Raw genomic sequence first — 17,866 nt, forward strand, 5'->3', positions numbered from 1 at the left:
GGAGTCCCGATGCCTCTGGTCGTTGTCGCCGGCGCGACGATCACCTGCTCCCATCTCGGAACCAAGTTCCTCACGCGCAGCGATACCACCCACACCATCGCGGGCAAGGCGATCATGACTGCGGGCAGCGAGATCGGCGTGAAGTTCACATCGCCCAACGATCCCCCCGGCGACGGCCTCGAAATACCATGCAGCGCGCAGAGTGGCGGTGTGTTCGTCCCGTGCACGATCGCCGCCCCGACCACAGGAGTGTCGGTGAAAGCCAAGGTCGGCGCCCTGCCGGTGCTCTTGGCGACCAGTACCGGTGTCACCGCGAGCGCGACCGGCCCGGGCACCTGGAAGGTTACCGATCCCGGTCAGACCGTCGCCGACTGGATATGACCGAGCGCCCCTGTAGCACAGCGAATGTCGCGGTGTCGGGACAGTCACGAGAATCCGACCTCTCGAACGCACCGGTTCGATGCGACGCTCCCGCGCGGGGCCGGCGGCGATTCACCCGGCCCGCGCTCGAGGTGGGGGTGAACGTCGAGCGGGCACGGAGTTGGCACGGCGGCAGCGTCCGAAAGCGACCGGTCGGTTGTAAATCGTTGGGGTGGAAGGGAATCGGATTGCAATCCATCCGCGCGGCCACCGCGAATACCCTGTGATCGGCAGCGCCGCGCTGGGGTCTGGCATCGTCACCGGTAGCGGCATGGGCTCGAGCCTGATCGGCCTCGGTTCCAGCGGCAGTGTCGGCTCGGGCTCGGCCGGTGCGGGCAGTGTGGCGGTCGGCAGCGCCGCGACCGGCAGCGCCCTGCTGACCTGCACGCTGTTGCTTCCGGTCCCGGGTCTGCCGGAGCCCGGTATCCCCCTGATCATTCCACCGGCAGCGGTGGCAGCAAGCGGCACAACGCATGCTGTGCCGTGATGGCCTGTCCGCGCGAGCAACGGAACCGGCGGTAGCTGAGATGAGCGCGTCCGCGCGCAGCCCAATAACGTTCGACAGGAACGCCAACAGACTCGTATCCGGCTGTGAAGCAAGAACTTCCGCGTAGTTGGACAAGTCCACGCGCATCGGCCAGCGCAGGTTGCGCGGTTCGGGTATGTCGTTGCGTGTCAGTGCTTTTCGGGTTGCCTCGACATGGCGGAGACATCTGGCGTCATAGGACCGCGACCCAGCAGCGCAGCGCGATAGATCTGAGCGATCAGGGAGCTCAGCGTCGATTTGCCCTGCCCTGGGCCGCCGATGATCACCCAATGTGGTTGCTGGATCCGATCGGGCAGGTCCCGGCGGAGCACGGCGTCGCCGTGTCCGATGATGTGCGCCACCGTCTGGACAGGTGTCGAACGAACAGTGACGTAGTTCCCGACATCACCAGTGTCGGTGAGGGATCCGGGGAGGTCGATCCCGACTTCTTCCAGTTTCGCCCGCTGACCTGCTGCTCCCGACTCGCTGAACCGTATCCAGTGCTCGTTGCGCAAGCATTGCCCGGCGTGGAGTCGCATCTTCGTGGCGAGGTCGGGCAGTGCGGGACCGGGGGCGTGGTCGGCGACGCGTGCCAATACGTCACCGACGGTGAGTAGTGCCGGAAAGGCGTGGCGCACTGCGTCATTGCTGTCGAGGTAGGTGCAGATCTGGTCGGCATGCCAGATTCGAAAGTCTCGTATGCGCAACTCAGAGACGGCATCTCCGGGATCGGTCAGGCGTGCGTTGATATGCGCGGTGGGTGTGTCTATGCCACCGGTCACCCCGACGGGCGACAGTCGAACATTTGAGGCGATGACCAGGTATTGCGGTGCGCGAGTACGTGTTTGTTTACCCATCGCCGCGACCCAACGGTCGAGTTCGGTGTCGATCTGCTTCCTTAGCCAGGTGGCGTTGTCCTTAGGGCTGCGCTGGTGGCGATGAAACTTGGCTTGTAGAACCGTGTACCCGCTCCACTGACCCGACGGCTCGAAGGTGGTAGAGGACCAATTGATCGGGCCGTCAAACGTTGCCTCCCGGCCGCCATCGGCGCCGTCACCGAACGCCTGGACGCCGGGTCCGAGGACGTGGGCAGCTAAACTGACGACTAACTGCTCGAACGCGCGGTCGCCGAGCCGATCGATGTCATAGTCGGGCACCGAACCATGATGCCTCCAATCACGCCCGGGCGCACAAAGGTCGAACAGGCTGCGTTTGGCGTGGGGACTGCTGCACGATCGGGTGGCAGCGTGACCCGCCCCTCGCGGGAAACGTGCTGCGCCGCAGCCTCCTCGGCTCGCGAGGCGCCGCCGCTGACCCCTGAACTCAGGTGGATGCCTAGCACCGAGGAGATCGTCGTTTCCAGTGCGGGCACATCCGTGCCGCCGAGGCGGGCGCCGCCCTGTCCGAAGCGGCAGAGTTCCTGCGCGGCTGAGCTCTCCCCGATCCCGGGGAGAATCGGAGGCAGCGGCTCAGCGCAGGTTGGGTCAGTCCGCGTGTCTGGCTTCATCGATTGCACCGAGGTGAGGGTGGATGAGTACGATCGGCGTGCGTCCGGCAAATAGCCAGTGGAGCGACGCGTGTATCTGAGCCGTTTACGCGTTCAAGGGTTGCGGGCGAGTGCAGAACTGCCGCTCGAGGTGCGCGTCCCTGGGCGCACGCCCAACAATGCCCAGCCTCAGCCGCCGCACTCGAACAGATCTTCCTCGACACGGGATTCCCGCCCGGCGCTTACATCAACCTCTACGCCACTCGCGAGCAGCTGCAAACCCTCACCGCTGACCGCCGAGTTCAGGGCGTGTCGTTGACCGGGTCCGAAGCCGCCGGCGCCGCCATCGCCGAGACTGCCGGACGGCACCTGAAGAAGGTGGTCCTGGAGCTGGGCGGATCAGATCCCTTCATCGTCTTGAGCACCTCCGACCTCGACGCAACCGTCGAAGCAGCTGCGGCCGGGAGGCTGGCTGCCAACAACGGCCAGGCCTGCAACGCCGCCAACGACTTGTCATTGTCGACGACCTCTACGAGGAATTCGTCGCGAAGTTCACCGACCATCCTTGCCTGTGTGGTGACTTGGCCGTCTGGATCACACGGCCCGCGCCCCACGGGGATGTCCGTGATCGCCCGTGGGGCTTCTCCTGTCATCTCGACGGCTCCTCAGGTTGCCATGGGTGTCGTCGGAGGGCGGGTCTCCGCGGTCAGTGTCTGCTGGGGAGTTGCGTGCGGCTGTGACAGGGAACGAGCTCGGAAGCGCCCCACGGAAACCCCACACTTTTGACCGAAATCTATGCGAATTCATGCGAATCGTTGAGAAGAGTCATTGCGCGAAAACCCCTGGACCTGAGCAATATTGGGTACTTCTGGGTAGGATCTGGACAACTGGAACGCGCGTCAGTAGGTCCGGTGGCGTGGTCGTGTTGCTACACCCGACACCGGCCACCGAAATCAGTCCGATCAATGCGGCTGCAGCTACGACTCGGGCTCTAGTAGTCACTATGTGGCGGCTCCTTGTACTTACCAAAGCGTTCCCCAGCCGCAGCGCGTTGCTCGCCCGACCTCGGGCATTCCGAGGCGTCCTATGAGAGTGGGGTACACCCCAACTAGACGCTCGGACCGAACCGTTTCGCGTCCGAATAGAGCCGGTATCCGATGGATTCATGTCTATTGCACCCAACTCGGTGGCGATGAGGGCGGGCGTGGGCGAACGCCAACAGGGCCAGATCTCCTCGGAAGATGCCGGCTCGGTCGGGGTGATCCAAGGTGATTGCAGGCCTGAGCCGGTGTGTAGGTTCGGCCATCGCCCAACTCGCCTCGTTCTCCCCAGAGCGCCGCGCTCCTACCCGTACCACCCTCGAGATCGAACGTTCGAATGCGCTCGGGTCCGCTCGTTCACCGATTCTCTGAGCGCCACTGCCATGCGTTGGCTTGTGCGGTCGGCAATGTCTGATGATGCTCGCTGTAACGGTGATCTGAGGGGTCCTGTTGACAAGCGTTGACCCCGCCCTCGAATGCGTCCTCTGACCCCGAGTCGCCCACCCGGCCGTCCTGGAATCGGGTGTCGACACCTCCGATTATATTGTCGTGGTGACGGTTTGGGTGGTTGAGGGGCGGGGGAAGCGGCAGGGGAGTGCGAGACCTGAACGCAACCAGGATGTCTCCGGCGGCATCATCGAACCCCGGCGCGAGTGTGCTTCAGTCGAACAGGCGCAGAGCCTCCACCGGGCAGCTGTCGACCGCCAGCCGCACGTCGTAGAGTTCGGCTTCGGCTACCTGGTTCGTCAGCACCGTCACGTTGCCTTCGTCGTCGACCCGAAATATGTCGGGCAGCAATGCTTCGCACATGCCGTGGCCCTCGCAACGGGTGCGGTCGGCGGCGATCTTCATGTGGACACCGAGGCGCCGAGGTGTTCGAGTCGGATGGGTAGGCCATCGAGGGGGACTGGGCCGGTCGCCCAGCCCATCGGCGGCGTGTAGTCGGCGGGCACGGTCCAGCGGTAGTGCAACAGCATGCGGTGCATGATCGCCTTGACTGTCATACCGCCGAAATAGAGTCCGATGCATTTGTGTGCGCCACCACCGAAAGGGGCCCAGGTATAGCGGTGAGCCTTGTCCTCGTGCCGTTCGGCCGTGAACCGTTCGGGATCGAACACGTCGGGGTCGTTCCACCAGCGTGCCTGACGCATGGCCGAGTACGAGCCGATCATCACCAAGGTGTCAGCGGGGACGAACTGACCCTGAATCGCGGTATCCCGCACGGTTTCGCGGATCTGCTGCCCGACAGGGGAGTACATCCGCAGAATCTCTTTGAAGACCAGATCCAGGGTCGGCAGCCGGTCCAGATCGGCATAGTCGAGTGACTCCTTGCCCAACGCCTGCGATTCGGCGCGCAGCCGGTCCTGCCATTCGGGATGCAACCCGAGCTGATACCCCATCATCGACACCGCGATCGTGCTGGTGTCGTGCGCGCCGAGCAGGACGAAGATCAGATGGTCGACGATATCCTGGTCGGTGAATGTATGGCCCTCCTCGGATGCGGTGCGGCACAACACGCTGAACAGATCCTCGCCATTTCCCGCGCGTTTGGCAGGCAGCTCGCGACGACAGTGATCTTCCAGTACTGCGCGCCCGCGCAGTCCGCGTGCCCACAGACCGCCGGGCAGATTCGTGCGCACCAGCGCCTGGCCGCCACGCACCGCATCGATGAACGCCCGCTCCAGCCCGGCGGCTTCCGACCCGAGATTCGCCCCCATGAACACTTCCGAGGACAAGCCGAGTAGCAGGCGTTTGGCCGCCGGATAGAGCTGGAAATCGCGATTCGGTGTCCAGTCGCGCATACCGCGCTCGATGGCCGGGCTGGTGATATCGAGATAGCCGACCAACCGCGGCCGGGTGAAGGCCTGCTGCAAAATCCGACGGTGGTAGCGGTGTTCCTCGAAGTCGCGCAGCAGGATGCCGCCGTGGAAGAACGGGCCGATGAAGAAGGTGTAGCCGCGCTGCGCGGAATACACCTTGTCGCGGTCGGCGAGTACCTCTTCGGCGGCCTCCGGTCCGGCGACCATGACAACGCGTCGCCCGACAAGTCCGGCCCAGTGCACCGGCCCATACTTGTCGAAACGGCGGCGGGCGAAATCGAGACTGTCGCTCATCGCGGGTATTGCGTGCCCGATGAGCGGGACACCGTAATCGCCCATGATCGGACGTAATCCGCTGCCGGGCAGCGGGTCTGCCAGCGCGCGGGTCTGCGAAGGATATCGCTCGGCGATAGCGGATACGGCGGATTTTGCCCGTCGGCCCAGGGTCGACATCATGTTCGTTGTCCTCTCGCACCGTTGCGATGTGGTGTGACTTGGAACATACAGGAATCAGTCGTTTCCGTAAACGATTGATTCCTGTTTCCGATCCGGCATACTGAGGCTTGTGACACGGGCAGCGACCGGCATCTATCGCGGCACCTCGGCCGAACAACGACGCGACGAACGCCGCCAGCGGCTGATGGACGCTGCCCTCGACATCATCGGCACCCAAGGCTGGGCTGCGACCACCGTGCGCGGAGTCTGCGAACAGGCCAAGGTCGGTCCGCGGTTCTTCTACGAGAGCTTCGACGACCTCGACGCACTCGCCGTCGCCGTACACGACGAGATCATCGAAACCGCGATCCGCAGCTCACTGGACGCACTCGCCGCCGCGCCAGATGACATCGCAGCCAAAACGCGGGCAGCCGTCACCGCGATCCTCAATTCCGTCGTCGACGACCCCCGCCGCGCCCGCATCGCTTTCGCCGAGGCGCACGGCAGCGAAATCCTGATGCGCCGCCGCGCCGCCGCCATGCGCACTATCGCCGACGTCGTCGCCGAACAGGAACGCGCACTGCTCGACCCGCCGGCCGGCAGTGAAACCCTGGTCCGTGCGGTCTCTCTGATGATCACCGGCGGCGCCGCCGAATTGGTCCTGGCCTGGCTCGACGGCGGTATGGAAATCAGCCGCGACGAACTGATCAACCTGTGCGTCGAATTCGTGCTGACCTTTGCCGACAACCTGACCACGATGGCCGCCCGATTGGCGCATTGAACGCGCGCACCGGACGGTGGAACCTTCGGCTGCTAGGTCATGTCTCCCAACCGAGTTTCCGGTTCTCCTCCGATAGGCCGTCGGGTCGGGCGTCATGTTCGCCGTGGCGACGACTGTCGGTGATCGAAGACACGCGGAAATTTGGTCAGCCGTAGTGCTGGGTGGCTGTGATCTCGCGCGGATGGACGGCGGTCCGGACAAGGTCCGTTGGAGTGGGACGTCGCCTTTCTGTGGGTGGCAGCATGACCAAGGCAGCGTCACGCGAAGCAGTTGCTTACGTCGTTCGCGCTTGCTGCCTGGAGTTTGTGACCAGCTCGTGCGGGTACGCGAGGGCGGTGGACGCGAACGAGCTATCGAGAGCCGGTTCGGCTGGTGAGCGGGTCTCGGTGTTGTTGATCGCGGATCCGGGCAAGCCGGCCGACGTCGCGCAACGCCTCGCGGAGTGCCTGCCGGGCCGTCTGCACGGCCGTGACAGGTTCGGGCGCCAGTGGTCGACGTGTGTGCGCCTCGAGCCCTACCTTCTTGCCGAGGGAGCGGATTTCGCCGAGGTGATCGACGCGGTCGATCCGTCTGCGGAATCCGAGGACCTCGTCGTGTACCTCACCGATCTGCCGCGCCGTGAGGACACGCTTCCGATAGTGGCCGATGTCAGTGCCGACCACCGATTCGCGCTCATCTCCGTGCCTGGGGTGGGCGGCTTCGGGATCGAGCGACGCGTTCGCACTGCCAGCGAACTCGTGATCTCGCACATGCTCGGTGACCCGGAACTCGCGCCGCCCGGGGCGGCGCGACGGTTTCCGTCGGCGCCGATCGCGAGTGGCATCCGGTACTTCACACCCCGGGGACTACGGCGATTGCGCCTGCTGTCGGGGATGGTGCGGGCCAACCGGCCGTGGCGACTGGTCACTGGACTCTCGAAGGTACTCGTCGGTGCGTTCGCCACCGGAGCGATCGCACTGGCCACCGATACGATCTGGATGTTCGCCGACACGATGGGCCCATGGCGGATGAGCGCGGCGACGGTCCTATCGGTCGTGGCGATGGTTCTGTGGCTGATCCTCGACCACGAACTGTGGGAGCGCCCGCGGTCGGCAGCTGAACGCGAGCGATCAGTGTTGTACAACCTGGCGACCGTGATCACTCTGGTCGTCGGCGTCGGCGTCCTGCATGTGGCACTGTTGTGCCTGCTGCTGTTCACCGCGGGCCTGACTCTTTCACCAGAACTACTGTCCTCCGTTCTGAGGCACGGGGTGAACTTCTCCGACTACCTCACTCTTGCTTGGCTGCTGGCGTCTATCGCGACCATCGGCGGAGCGCTCGGGTCCGGTCTCGAGGACGACACTGCGGTCAGGGAGGCGGCGTACGGGGCCCGCCAGCGTCGGCGCATCGACGGGCAACGGAGTGGCTCGGAACGAACGTGACGGGCCTTGCCGGGCCGTGTTGTGGCTCTGATGTGGTCGCAGGATTGGCGGTGTCGAGTATCCGGCGGCCCGGGCGGTCGCGCCGATCCGAAGGAATTGAAATGGCCACTGCTGTAGGAATCGATATGGAGACTACGAACTCTGTCATCGCGAGCTGGTGGGGGTGGGGAGCCGGCGGTGATCGCCAATGCCGAGGGCGCGCCCACCACGCCATCGGTGGTCGCCTTCACCGAGGCCGGTGAGCGACTCGTCGGTCAGCTCGCGCGCAGGCAGTCGATCTTGAATCCGAAGGCCGAATCTATTCGGCGAAGCGATTCATCGGGCGTCACTTCGACGAGATTTCGACGGAAGCCAAGGCGGTGAGCTTCGACGTCGTCGAGGGCGAGGCGGTGTTGCCCGATTCGATGTGCGGGGCACAAGTATGCGCCCGAGGAGATCAGCGCGCTGTGCTGCGCAAACTGGTCGACGACGCGCAAGTATCTGCGGGAGCGGGTCAAAGAAGCGGTGATCACCGTGCCCGCCTACTTCAACGACGCGCAGCGAAACGCCACCAAGGACGCTGGCCGGATCGCGGGACTTGGGATCGGGTGGAGGTCGGGCCTGCCGCATAGTGCGCCCGTTGGGCCGCGATCTCTTCCGCTGCAAGCATTTTCAGACAAGGCGGGGTGCGAGCGTCAGCGCTGGGGTTCCCTGCACTCGGATCACACGCCCGGGCAACGACCTGGCCCCATGGGGGCAGGTCGTCACCGATGCCGATGCCCCTGGGGGCGCGGGGCTCGGCTAGGACGAACCGAACGTGGCGGGGGTTCCTCGCTGCTCCGAAAATATGCATCAACAACATTCGCGTTCACGAGCAGGATCCGACAGCCCCGAAATCGGTGGGCAGTCGACTCCCATGCAAGGACAGTTCGACCGCTGACCCACTAATTTATGCAGGTCACTGACGGTTGCGCGCCCTCAGCGGGCACATCGACGATGGGAAACGAACGCTCGGCGCCTGGTCGGCGCGATGATCAAGGCTTTGCTGGGGCACTGGGGTTCGGGTGTGCCTGCGCCGGAGTAGTTTTCGTCGAAACCTCGTACCTGGCGGGATCGACGAGTTTACACTCGACGCAGGCCAGAAACGGTCGAGTACATGACTCTCGTTTTCAATAAACTAGGCTTGTGAGGTTTCGATGCAGATGAGCTCGGCACGGATGGTGTTCGGCTGTGTGCTTTCGGTGGTGATGGCCGGTGGTTTCGTGACCGGTGGCACGGCTGCGGGCGCACCCGGGCAACAGATCACCGTCACCAGCACACTGGACCTTGCCGCGGTGGACCCGCTCAGCGGGGAATGCCGCACCGCTTCGGGGGTATGCACTCTGCGTGCTGCCGTCCAAGCGGCCAACGCCCGCCCCGGCAGTACGATCGTCGTCCCCGAGGGGGTGTACCGCCTGACCATCGCACCGAACGGCTGGCTCACCAACGGCCCACTGATCGACCCGCAAACTGGTGATCTCGCGATCACCGCACCGACGACGATTCATGGTGCGGGACGGGACAAGACGACGATCGCAGGCACCGGCCTGGATCGACTGATCTTGACCGCCGCCGACGCCGAGATCACCGACCTGACCCTGACCGGCGGCGTCTCGGCACAACACGAGATCCCCTTCTACAGCACCGGCGGTGGGGCGATCGCCAACAACGCTGATCTCACGCTGAGCCGTGTACGGATCGCGGGCAACAGGGCAGGCTACGGAGGGGGTGTGTTCAACATCCCGACCTCCGACATGCACATGACCGACAGCGTCGTCGAAGGCAACATCGCAGGCTCGGCCGGCGGTATCCGCTGCGACAGCACCTGCACCATCGTCGACTCGGTCATCCGCGGCAACCGCGCCGAGAATCCCGGCGAGTGGTGGCGCCCCGGCGGATTCGCCGGCCACGGTGGTGGCATCGACGTCAAGGGAATCGGTTCGGTGACCGTGATCCGGACCGTGATCGTCGACAACTTCGCCAGCGACAACGGCGGCGGCCTCAATATCGCCGCAGGCTATCTGGACACCCTTCCTGATGGGGTCTCCGACTCTGCCGGAATCAGCGTGACCACCGTCCATCTGGACGGATCGACGATCGCGCGCAACACCATCGGAGCGGGCTTGAACAACTGCAATGCGGAGTTCTCCGCGATTGTCTCCGACGGTGCCAACACCTCCGACGACAGCTCGTGCGGGCTCACGCGATCCGACGATCACATCGGTCCGTACCCGGACTGACAAGGAACGGAGATTCCGTCATGGGTACCTTCAATTTCGCCGGATGGGCGACAGGGTTGGTCGAGGTGGCCGCTCGATTGATCGCGAGTGTGATCTCGGTGCTGACCTGATCGAGGTTCGTGCACCACCCGGTTGGCCCGCGGCTTCGAGCGACCGCGGGCCAACTGCTCGTATCATGGGCGAATGTCAGTGCGGAGGGACCGGTGAGCCCGTCGGAGCCTACGGGGAATCAGGCTCACGACACGCTGCTGCGTCCAATCCTGGTCGATCTACCTCGCGGACCTCACAGCTTGCCGAAGGCCCTGGTGGTCGGCGCGCAGCGCCAGCGGCTGCTGCACGCGGTCGCGGCGGTGGCATGTCAGCGTGGATACCAAGCGATGACCATCGGCGATATCACCGCGTCCGCCGGGGTTTCCCGAAAGACGTTCTACGAGAATTTCGCAGACAAGGAAGCTTGCTTCCTCGCCGCCGCCGAAACCGGCCGCGATCTCATCAAGGCCCGGATCGAAGCCGAGGTCGCGGCAGTAGCCGGGCAGTCCGAACCGTCTGTGTTCTTGCGGTTGGCGTTGCGTGCCTATCTTGCGGTCCTGCGTGACGAACCGACATTCGCCCAGGCCTTCTACGTGGAAACCCAGCATGCGGGACCGGCGGCGCAGCAGGCGTTCGAAGACTGCCAGCAGTGGTTTGCGGCCTCGTCCGCAGGCTGGCGGGCGCTGGCTTTTCCCGACTTGGCGCCTGTTCCCGAACAGGCGTACCTGGCCGCGATCGTGGCTACCAACGATGCTGTTCGACGCTGTCTGCGGGTCGGGCGAATTGCCGAGTTGCCCGATCTCGAGGATCTGCTGATCTATTTCCATCGAACCTTGCTCGCAGTTCCCGAAGCATCGCTGTGACCGTGACGTGCGTCACCGCGGTGGATCGGACCCCGGAGCCGAGGAGCCCGTCCACCAGAACGTCCACGACGTTTCCTGTGGGCGACCTGATCGGACCGTTGCGGGATCACCGCCTTGATCCGCCTGCCTCGCATCAGCTCTCGATTCGCCGCCGAGGAATACGCCTTGTCGGCCAGGACCCGATCCGGGTTACGTCGCGGCGGGCCGCCAAGCAACCTCGGCACGGCGATCCACACGACCATCGGATTGCGGTAGCAACAGATCGAGCAGTTCCCACTGGCTATCCGTCAGAACTCGATGCCGATCGCCAACAGCCGCTGCCACGGCGAACATGACGCCCGACCCGACGACCTATCGGACGAGAACCAAGAACCCGATTGGGAGACACGACCTGGTACTGCAACGGCACTCGGTTCGGGTAGTTTGCCTGCGTGGTGGTGGATGTCGTTGCAGCAGAGCTTGATTGGTTGCATGCCAGGATCGGTGGACGGTTCACGCGTTCGGAACCGCGGGTGCGGGCCCGGGAGTATGTGACCGGGTTGATCGCTGGTCTCGAACGCAAGAACGGGTGGACGCTGGCCGAGGCCGCTGGTGAGGCGGGTCCGGACGGGATGCAGCGGTTGCTGCGGCGGGCGGACTGGGATGTCGACGGCGTCCGTGACGATGTGCGTGAATACGTGGGCCACCCGGCTCGGCGACCGCGACGCGGTGTTGATTGCCGATGACACCAGCTTCCTAAAGAAGGGCCTTCGATCGGCCGGAGTGCAGCGTCAGTATTCCGGCACGGCCGGTCGCACCGAGAACTGCCAGATCGGAGTGTTTTGGCCTATGCCTCCCGCCACGGGCATGCGTTGGTGGACCGGGAACTGTATCTGCCCGAGTCCTGGACCGATGATCGTGTGCGTTGCCGCGCGGCGGGGATCGGCGACGAGGTGGAGTTCATCACCAAACCCCGGCTGGTGATGGCGATGCTGGAACGAGTATTGGCCGCGGGGACACCGTTTCGGTGGTTCACCGCTGACGAGGCTTATGGTCAGGTCAAGTATCTGCGGTTCTGGCTCGAACAGCACGACGTCTTCCACGTGCTGGCGACCCGCCGCAACGACACACTGGTCACGACCGGGATGGGTCAGGCTCGCGTTGATCACCTCGTGGCCGGGTTGCCGGCGCGGGCTTGGCAGCGGGTCTCGGCCGGGGCCGGGGCGCAGGGGCCCCGTGACTACGACTGGGCGCGTGTCCCGATCCGATCGGGTGGGCGCCCGGTCGTGGGCATTGGCTGCTGGCCCGGCGCAGCATCGCCGACCCGACCGAGATCGCCTACTACGTCTGCTTCGGGCCGCGTCGATCGACCATCGCCGATCTGGCCTGGATCGCGGGTTCACGCTGGCGGATCGAGGAGTGTTTCCAGCAGGCCAAGAACGAGGCCGGGCTCGATCACTACCAGGTCCGCTCCTGGCGGGCGTGGTATGCCCACATCACCTTGTCGATGCTTGCTCACGCCTGGCTCGCGGGAGCGAAATCCGTTGCAGCAAAAGGGGAACCAGCCATCACGAGCAGGGCATGATCGCGCTCACTTTACCGGAGATCCGGCACCTGACCGTCGCGTTGCTCCTCGATTTCCGCACGCAGCACGCGACGGGTCTGGGCATGGTCGAGCTGGCGACGCCGACGCCAGTACCAAGCCCGCTTATCCCACTACCGGCGACGAGGACGCCGCCTCAACTAGGTGCCGTTGCAGTACTAGGCCCAGGTCGTTTGGCGAATGACTGCAAGGCAGGTAGTCGACCACTCATGACAACAACGACCCCGGCGAACAGGATGGGTGAACAGAGCGCCAACGAATACGTATCGATCGTCATGACACGTCGCGACGTGCGCCCCAGATTGAGTACAGGTATGGAGCCACATCTAACGGCCGTGTCACACAGTTTGCCGAGGGTTGCACAACGCACACCTCAGGGGGTGTCGAAACTGAAAAGCCTCCTCATGGAAACGACCTCATTTTTCGGCGCAGGCAAGACCTGCTCGGCCGATCCCCAACCGAAACCACCCGGCGCAAACGCCGCCCTGCCTTACCAGGCAGCCGGTGGACTGGGTATCGAGATCGGTGGACATGTCGAACCGACAGGCGCGGCAGAACTTGGTCAGTCCACCGCCGCTTCGCTGGCAAGCTTCTCCGGCTCGAAAACCACAGAGGATCCGATCCTTCCCGAGTCGAGCGACGATGCACTCCCGAAGGCCGAGCCCCAACCACAGCTGGAACTGCGGGTGCGCGCCATCTACGCGGTCGATCACGGTGCTGTCCCATCCTGGACCGTCGCCCATATCCGAGCCGCGGTCTGCGCGCTGGTGACGGCGGCCAATTGGGACCTGGTCGGAACCGGCTACCGATTCGTTTTCTTCCCACGCCACGACGTGGAGATTCGAACCTACTCCCAACTCCGGCAGGACTTCCTGCTGCTCAACACAGTGGTCCAGCGGATGACCTCGGGCAAGATCGGCAAAGACGAAGGCCAGAAGATTCTCAACGCAGCCTCGGCTGCATCGACCGACCATGCAGTGGGCGGACGACTTCAAGCTCCGCTCGATGTGGGCGTCGCCGGCTTGAGCCCGACCACCGCCGGAAATGAGAAGCGATGAGCTCGCACGACGAAATACCGCCGCGTGCGGGTCACCCGATTGCGGACGGACCGAAAGTAGACGGCGGACTCGCGATGTCAGCCAAGGTGCTGATACCAGGCTCCATGGACTGGTTGCGTCAGGCCAGAACCCCGAAGGGCACCCCGATCCCTCCGTCGGTGGTGACTGCGTGGACGCGGCACGTTCGCGCCGGGCACCAGGCTCGACTGCGGTATGGGACGCTGGAAATCCTCAGTCTGGTGGTCACCGCGGCGATACCCGCAGTTGCCGCATTCGGAGTCGGAACCAAATGGATCGTGGTCCTCGGCTCGGTGGCCATCGTTCTCAGCGGATGCCGGGAACTGTTCGGCTGGAAAGAGAACTGGGCCAACAGGAAGCGAGTCGTCTATGCGATCCAACGCGAGGTTGCCCTGTTCTGCGTCGGCGCTGCCCCGTACGGGGCAGCCGAGGATGCTGCCACGCTGGTGGCGTCGGTAGAGGACATCTGTGCCGAACACTGGGAGCAATGGTACTTCCGACGTCTCGCCGACAATGGAACAGTCGACCGCCGTAATGAGGGCACCGACTCGCGTGAGGTGGCTCAGCGGATTCCGCGCCGGGATCCGCCGGGCCAAGACTGATTGCGGCGACGGTTAGGGAGGCGGTTGCCTCAAAGGCCGTTCCGACCGGCGCTGTAGGCAGCACATGCGGATGGCTGTGCGCTGCTCGGTTGCCTTCACCAGGGTGAACGCAACCACGAGAGATCCTGCAGGCCTGGATTCAGTCGACGACGATGAAACCCGGACTCGTGTTGCGAGCCCGGATCGTTGTATTTGGCCGCTGACGGTGTGGCCCACGCCGAGATCTCACGAAGGTTCGCGATCTCACGGCAGACGGTGATCAGCTGGCGGGCCTGCTACCACGCCCACGGGATCGAGGCCTGCGCGACGCGTACCGCTCCGGTCGGCCACGAACCCTGGACCACGACCCTGACTCCACCGCTACTACGCAAAGCCGTTGCCCGGGTGCAACTCGGAGCCGTCGAACGCGAACCGGATCCGAAGGTGTGGGCGACCATGCTGGTCGAGGCGTTGGTCTAACTCAACGCGCTGCTCGACGCCGAGACGTCGGCCTTTCCGGACGCGCCACCCGGATAAGCCGGATCGGTTTACTTGAGTGTGCGTGGAAAGACGCAGGGTCGGCAGGGCCGGGCAGACTGAGGGGGCAATCGACCCGAACGGTACCCGTCGGGACCGGCCACCAATCGATCTGGCCATTTTTCAGAAGTCGAATGCGCTGCTTCGTGGGAGTCGAGCTACTTCATACTTTGCCGAGGAAATGACCCGAGGGATGAATGATTCTCACCCTGGGCAGGACGGTTTGCCACGTGCACGGAGATCACGCTTGCAAGTGTTCGCAAAATCCGGCATTCCGTTAGCTCGCCCGCGTGCACCAACCCGGACAACATCGTAGGGATAGGGGGCAGGCCACGCTTCGACGCGAAGCAGCGCGGTACTTTCGCGACCAGCCCGCAGAAATCGAGTAGTCGACTACTCGTGTGAAAGCTGGTGCGGAGCACGATCATACATGGGACAAGCGCGATGCCCCTGATGCCGTGCGAGGGCGGACGGCACGACGATCGAGAAGGAGAAACGACAGTTTCGTTCGGCGACGCCGTCGACATACGGCAGCGGTCGACGAGCAAGGCGCAGTCTCTGGCGTAATAAACTTTCGCAGAACGGCACCGCCGCCAGCTCCAGTCGATGAAGAAGAGAGAATACCATGTCACGTGCAGTTAAAGAACTGGAACAGATTCCCTTTGAGCAGCTCATCGGCGGTCCGATGACGGCCGCGATCGAGGCGCAAGCACTCGCCGCCCAGTCCACCATCGACTTCATCCAGAGGGTGGGCTTCAAGAACCCCGACGGCGGTTTCGAGCCGGCAGATATGTTGTTCACCGACACCGCAGCGGATGCCGATGCCGGCGACTTGCGGAGTGTCACTTTTTCCTATGAGAAGAAGGACGAAAACGACGAGGTCGGCTCGTTCCACCTCAAGGTACCCCTGCTGGCCATCGTCCCGATCCCGTACATCCGGATCGACGAGATGACCATCGACTTCTCGGCCAAGCTGACCGATGCGATCATGAAGAAGACCGATACTTCGTTCAATCTCAACGTTGAAAAAACGGGGAAATACTCGGCGTTCTGGTCCCCGATCAAGTTCAGATTTCGTGTGACTTCCACGTACAACAAGCAAACCTCGAAGGCGTCGGCACAGAAACGTGAGTACCGGTTGGACATCAACGTCCGAGCCGTGCAGGACGAGATGCCGGGCGGGTTGTCCAAGGTCCTCGACATTCTCGAGGACGCGATCCAGGACACCAAAGCCACGACGACACCGGCGTGAGTCGTGGTACGCCTCGGATCGGTCGTCGGCGGGATTTTGGCCGAGCTGACGCAGGCACGGGTGGTCGCCGACCGGCTCACGCGTGTACTGGTCGACGAGTACGAGGACGATCCTATCCTCTCGGGCATGTCGGTGCCCCGGGTGAAGTTGTCGGAGGCCACCGTGACCGTGCGCTACACGATCCAGGACATCGAGGAACCCGAGCCCGCCAAGCCGGATCCCGTGGTGGTCGGGATCAAATGGCAGACGGTGGCAACGAACAAGGTCATTCCGAGCGTGCTGCGCAAACTGCACATCACCGATGAGGACCACCAGACCCTGAAGGTGATCTCGGTCAAGCGCCCTAGCGTGAGCGCCACCGAACACGCGCTGCAGGGCAACCCCGCAGAACTTGTCAATGCGACGGTCGAGAGTGCACTTGAGGCGTGGCCGAATATTCCGGTCGAGCTGCATCACCGACTGGGAGGAAAGGTCGCGTTTCGCGCCGAACTCAAGGCCGCCGCTGTAACCGAACTGGAAGGATTTCTCGCCCGGGAAGCCCGGGATGCGCTCCTCGCCGGTGTGCTGGCGTCGAGAGTCCAGGTTGGTGTCCTCGCTGCGGACCTGCCGGATGAACCGTTTCGAATCCAGGAGATTCAGCTCACCGTGACCGGTGAGGAGCTCGATCTCGTGGTCCTCGGCGATCAGGAGGGATGACATGGCGATCCGGCGGGTAGAACCTCTCCAGCTCGGCGATCTGCTCGGCTCGCTGATGGGTGCGGTGGTCGACGCCCAGGCGCAGGCGGCACGGGCGTCGATCGCGTTCGTTGAGGATGTAGGGCTGGTTTCGGAGTCCGGCAATCCGGAGAGGCTGCGCACCGTCAGCCTGCGATTCCGCAAGCGCGACGAGAACGGCGAGCTGGCGGACTTCGAGGTCGAGGTGCCCTTGCTGGCCATGGTCAACGTGCCCTCGCTCACGGTGAGGGAAGCGACCTTGTCCATGGCATATGACGTCGTAACTGTCACCGCGGCCGACGATGCCACCAAACGTTCGATCCTGACCGGGTTGATCCGCAAGAAGACGACAGTGAGCGAGCGGAAGACCGCGACGATGTCGGTCGATGTTGACGTCACGATCGCCCAAGGGGCCACGCCGATCGGAATCGAGCGACTGTTCGACCTGGCGGAATTGGGGATCACCGAGGGACCCGCCGAGGACAACGCATGAGCCGCGACAATCTCCGCTCCACGCTCGGGGCAGTCGAGGCAGCTCTCGAGCACCTCGCCACGGCGCTGAACAAAGGCGGCTTCGAGGCGGGCAGCCGCAGCTACACACGGATGTCCGAAATAGTGGTCGGCCAACGGATGTGGGCGATCGAGTACGGCATCGATGAATTCGATGATCGCTTCCAACGAGTGGCCGATCTGGCGATGGAGGTACACCGGCAGCTCGTCCCCTACGTCGAGGCGATGGATCGACTCCGAATGCTGCCCGCCCTTGTACCGCTGGATCGCGGAGTCCAGCCAGGATCCGCCGAGGCCAAGATCCTCGACGCGATCAACGCCGCCAGCCGCCCGCAGTCGGCCACCCGTCTACGAAGTGTCGTCGGTGTGTCCAGCACGCAGATGCGCAAACTTCTCACGGCGATGGTCGACCGTGGACTGCTCGTCGTGTTCACAGCAGGTAGCCGAACCTGCTACGGAGCAGCGCAATGAGTTCGCATGGGGCAATCGAACAGGCGAGATGGCGGGGAACATCGGAACAGACCGTGGAGCGAA

Annotated in this window: 16 protein-coding genes and 4 pseudogenes; 16 read left to right on the top strand and 4 right to left on the bottom strand. The window is 64.0% G+C overall.

From position 1 onward, the window contains the following. The first annotated feature begins 9 nt into the window (after nucleotides 1-9). A complete protein-coding gene (locus tag ACFVAV_RS17775) occupies nucleotides 10-381 on the top strand; it encodes a hypothetical protein (RefSeq protein WP_379036008.1) in 372 nt (123 codons plus the stop codon). Nucleotides 382-643: 262 nt separating this feature from the next. Then, nucleotides 644-907 (top strand): hypothetical protein, encoded by a 264-nt coding sequence (locus ACFVAV_RS17780; protein ID WP_379036009.1) that lies wholly within the window; start codon nucleotides 644-646, stop codon nucleotides 905-907. A 188-nt stretch (nucleotides 908-1,095) separates the two neighbouring features. Here ACFVAV_RS17780 and ACFVAV_RS17785 read toward each other — a convergent pair whose 3' ends face one another. Beyond that, nucleotides 1,096-2,103: a hypothetical protein gene (locus tag ACFVAV_RS17785; RefSeq protein ID WP_379036010.1), complete on the bottom strand. Its 1,008-nt coding sequence runs from the start codon at nucleotides 2,101-2,103 to the stop codon at nucleotides 1,096-1,098. Between the two features lie 497 nt (nucleotides 2,104-2,600). Between ACFVAV_RS17785 and ACFVAV_RS17790 the strand changes: the two are divergent. Next, nucleotides 2,601-2,992 (top strand): annotated as a pseudogene (locus ACFVAV_RS17790) (aldehyde dehydrogenase family protein); the annotation flags it as partial. 1,140 nt (nucleotides 2,993-4,132) lie between these two features. Here the strand turns inward: ACFVAV_RS17790 and ACFVAV_RS17795 are convergent. Together ACFVAV_RS17795 and ACFVAV_RS17800 are read right to left on the bottom strand one after the other, a co-directional pair. Beyond that, nucleotides 4,133-4,324: a ferredoxin gene (locus tag ACFVAV_RS17795; RefSeq protein ID WP_379036012.1), complete on the bottom strand. Its 192-nt coding sequence runs from the start codon at nucleotides 4,322-4,324 to the stop codon at nucleotides 4,133-4,135. Then, a complete protein-coding gene (locus ACFVAV_RS17800; protein ID WP_379036013.1) occupies nucleotides 4,321-5,748 on the bottom strand; it encodes a cytochrome P450 in 1,428 nt (475 codons plus the stop codon). The genes ACFVAV_RS17795 and ACFVAV_RS17800 overlap by 4 nt, the downstream gene beginning before the upstream one ends. A 109-nt stretch (nucleotides 5,749-5,857) precedes the next feature. Here ACFVAV_RS17800 and ACFVAV_RS17805 point away from each other — a divergent pair, with 109 nt between their 5' ends. The 5 genes and pseudogenes from ACFVAV_RS17805 (at nucleotide 5,858) to ACFVAV_RS17825 (ending at nucleotide 11,080) form a co-directional block, all read left to right on the top strand. Then, nucleotides 5,858-6,508 carry a TetR/AcrR family transcriptional regulator gene (locus ACFVAV_RS17805; RefSeq protein WP_379036014.1) on the top strand — a complete coding sequence of 217 codons (651 nt, stop codon included), beginning with the start codon at nucleotides 5,858-5,860 and terminating at the stop codon, nucleotides 6,506-6,508. A 335-nt stretch (nucleotides 6,509-6,843) separates the two neighbouring features. Then, entirely contained in the window at nucleotides 6,844-7,929 is a 1,086-nt protein-coding gene (locus ACFVAV_RS17810; protein ID WP_379036015.1) for a hypothetical protein, read from the top strand. Nucleotides 7,930-8,145: 216 nt separating this feature from the next. Next, a pseudogene (locus ACFVAV_RS17815) lies at nucleotides 8,146-8,856 on the top strand (Hsp70 family protein). Nucleotides 8,857-9,110: 254 nt separating this feature from the next. Further along, nucleotides 9,111-10,187 carry a hypothetical protein gene (locus ACFVAV_RS17820; protein WP_379036016.1) on the top strand — a complete coding sequence of 359 codons (1,077 nt, stop codon included), beginning with the start codon at nucleotides 9,111-9,113 and terminating at the stop codon, nucleotides 10,185-10,187. 203 nt (nucleotides 10,188-10,390) lie between these two features. Next, a complete protein-coding gene (locus tag ACFVAV_RS17825) occupies nucleotides 10,391-11,080 on the top strand; it encodes a TetR/AcrR family transcriptional regulator (protein ID WP_379036017.1) in 690 nt (229 codons plus the stop codon). A 17-nt stretch (nucleotides 11,081-11,097) separates the two neighbouring features. Here the strand turns inward: ACFVAV_RS17825 and ACFVAV_RS17830 are convergent. After that, nucleotides 11,098-11,286, bottom strand: a pseudogene (locus ACFVAV_RS17830) (transposase); the annotation flags it as partial. A gap of 225 nt (nucleotides 11,287-11,511) precedes the next feature. Between ACFVAV_RS17830 and ACFVAV_RS17835 the strand changes: the two are divergent. The 8 genes and pseudogenes from ACFVAV_RS17835 to ACFVAV_RS17870 all read left to right on the top strand — a co-directional run bounded on the left by ACFVAV_RS17835 (nucleotide 11,512) and on the right by ACFVAV_RS17870 (nucleotide 17,803). Further along, nucleotides 11,512-12,644: pseudogene (locus ACFVAV_RS17835) on the top strand (IS701 family transposase). A gap of 398 nt (nucleotides 12,645-13,042) precedes the next feature. Beyond that, on the top strand, nucleotides 13,043-13,720 hold the full coding sequence (locus ACFVAV_RS17840; protein ID WP_379036019.1) for a hypothetical protein: 678 nt from the start codon (nucleotides 13,043-13,045) through the stop codon (nucleotides 13,718-13,720). Between the two features lie 74 nt (nucleotides 13,721-13,794). Continuing rightward, a complete protein-coding gene (locus ACFVAV_RS17845) occupies nucleotides 13,795-14,340 on the top strand; it encodes a DUF4231 domain-containing protein (protein WP_379036020.1) in 546 nt (181 codons plus the stop codon). 192 nt (nucleotides 14,341-14,532) lie between these two features. Further along, the gene (locus ACFVAV_RS17850) at nucleotides 14,533-14,799 is read left to right on the top strand and encodes a helix-turn-helix domain-containing protein (RefSeq protein ID WP_379036021.1); all 267 of its coding nucleotides are present in this window, start codon (nucleotides 14,533-14,535) and stop codon (nucleotides 14,797-14,799) included. A 682-nt stretch (nucleotides 14,800-15,481) separates the two neighbouring features. Then, nucleotides 15,482-16,108, top strand: a complete 627-nt coding sequence (locus ACFVAV_RS17855) for a DUF2589 domain-containing protein (protein WP_379036022.1) — start codon at nucleotides 15,482-15,484, stop codon at nucleotides 16,106-16,108. Nucleotides 16,109-16,111: 3 nt separating this feature from the next. Continuing rightward, on the top strand, nucleotides 16,112-16,804 hold the full coding sequence (locus tag ACFVAV_RS17860) for a hypothetical protein (protein ID WP_379036023.1): 693 nt from the start codon (nucleotides 16,112-16,114) through the stop codon (nucleotides 16,802-16,804). A 1-nt stretch (nucleotide 16,805) separates the two neighbouring features. Next, nucleotides 16,806-17,315 carry a DUF2589 domain-containing protein gene (locus ACFVAV_RS17865; protein ID WP_379036024.1) on the top strand — a complete coding sequence of 170 codons (510 nt, stop codon included), beginning with the start codon at nucleotides 16,806-16,808 and terminating at the stop codon, nucleotides 17,313-17,315. Next, entirely contained in the window at nucleotides 17,312-17,803 is a 492-nt protein-coding gene (locus tag ACFVAV_RS17870; RefSeq protein ID WP_379036025.1) for a hypothetical protein, read from the top strand. Before ACFVAV_RS17865 ends, ACFVAV_RS17870 begins: the two co-directional genes overlap by 4 nt. Nucleotides 17,804-17,866: the final 63 nt, after the last annotated feature.

The organism is Nocardia sp. NPDC057663, from assembly GCF_042799895.1.
Lineage (GTDB): Bacteria > Actinomycetota > Actinomycetes > Mycobacteriales > Mycobacteriaceae > Nocardia.

Excerpts from the sequence above, each read along its gene's own strand:
- ACFVAV_RS17870 (WP_379036025.1), top strand. The coding sequence starts at position 17,312 with ATGAGCCGCGACAATCTCCGCTCCACGCTCGGGGCAGTCGAGGCAGCT.
- ACFVAV_RS17795 (WP_379036012.1), bottom strand. The coding sequence starts at position 4,324 with ATGAAGATCGCCGCCGACCGCACCCGTTGCGAGGGCCACGGCATGTGC.
- ACFVAV_RS17775 (WP_379036008.1), top strand. The coding sequence starts at position 10 with ATGCCTCTGGTCGTTGTCGCCGGCGCGACGATCACCTGCTCCCATCTC.
- ACFVAV_RS17800 (WP_379036013.1), bottom strand. The coding sequence starts at position 5,748 with ATGATGTCGACCCTGGGCCGACGGGCAAAATCCGCCGTATCCGCTATC.
- ACFVAV_RS17845 (WP_379036020.1), top strand. The coding sequence starts at position 13,795 with ATGTCAGCCAAGGTGCTGATACCAGGCTCCATGGACTGGTTGCGTCAG.
- ACFVAV_RS17820 (WP_379036016.1), top strand. The coding sequence starts at position 9,111 with ATGAGCTCGGCACGGATGGTGTTCGGCTGTGTGCTTTCGGTGGTGATG.
- ACFVAV_RS17855 (WP_379036022.1), top strand. The coding sequence starts at position 15,482 with ATGTCACGTGCAGTTAAAGAACTGGAACAGATTCCCTTTGAGCAGCTC.
- ACFVAV_RS17865 (WP_379036024.1), top strand. The coding sequence starts at position 16,806 with ATGGCGATCCGGCGGGTAGAACCTCTCCAGCTCGGCGATCTGCTCGGC.